At 51.1% G+C, this 525-nt stretch carries 4 tRNA genes; all 4 read right to left on the bottom strand.

Annotation, left to right across the window (positions count from 1 at the left end):
• Positions 1–40 precede the first annotated feature (40 nt).
• Positions 41–125 (bottom strand) — tRNA-Tyr (locus EIZ39_RS26205).
• A gap of 4 nt (positions 126–129) precedes the next feature.
• Positions 130–205, bottom strand: a tRNA-Phe gene (locus EIZ39_RS26200).
• 52 nt (positions 206–257) lie between these two features.
• A tRNA-Val gene (locus tag EIZ39_RS26195) sits at positions 258–333 on the bottom strand.
• A 5-nt stretch (positions 334–338) separates the two neighbouring features.
• Positions 339–415, bottom strand: a tRNA-Glu gene (locus tag EIZ39_RS26190).
• Positions 416–525: the final 110 nt, after the last annotated feature.

The following is a 525-nucleotide window of genomic DNA, read 5'->3' as shown; positions in this document are numbered from 1 at the left end:
TCCGTTGCCTTACCGCTTGGCTACGGGCCAACAATCTGCATGGTGGAGGGGGACGGATTCGAACCGCCGAACCCTTAGGGAGCGGATTTACAGTCCGCCGCGTTTAGCCACTTCGCTACCCCTCCAAAATGGTGGCTTGGGACGGAATCGAACCGCCGACACGAGGATTTTCAGTCCTCTGCTCTACCGACTGAGCTACCAAGCCAATGTTTTATATTATTTTTCGCCATTAAAATAANCCGGCTCTTATTAAAATATGGTGGGCGCTGACGGGATCGAACCGCCGACCCCCTGCTTGTAAGGCAGGTGCTCTCCCAGCTGAGCTAAGCGCCCATATATGGTGACCCGTAGGGGATTCGAACCCCTGAATGCATGCGTGAAAGGCATGTGAGTTAAGCCGCTTCTCCAACGGGCCACATCAAAAGCGACAAGTACTAATTTATCATGGTTTGACCATGATTTCAATGGTTTCTTTCTTCCAAATAAAAAAATATTTGGCGGAGGGAGAGGGATTCGAACCCCCGT

This window comes from Ammoniphilus sp. CFH 90114 (assembly GCF_004123195.1).
Lineage (GTDB): Bacteria > Bacillota > Bacilli > Aneurinibacillales > RAOX-1 > YIM-78166.
This window is presented reverse-complemented; position numbering and strand designations above follow the sequence as displayed.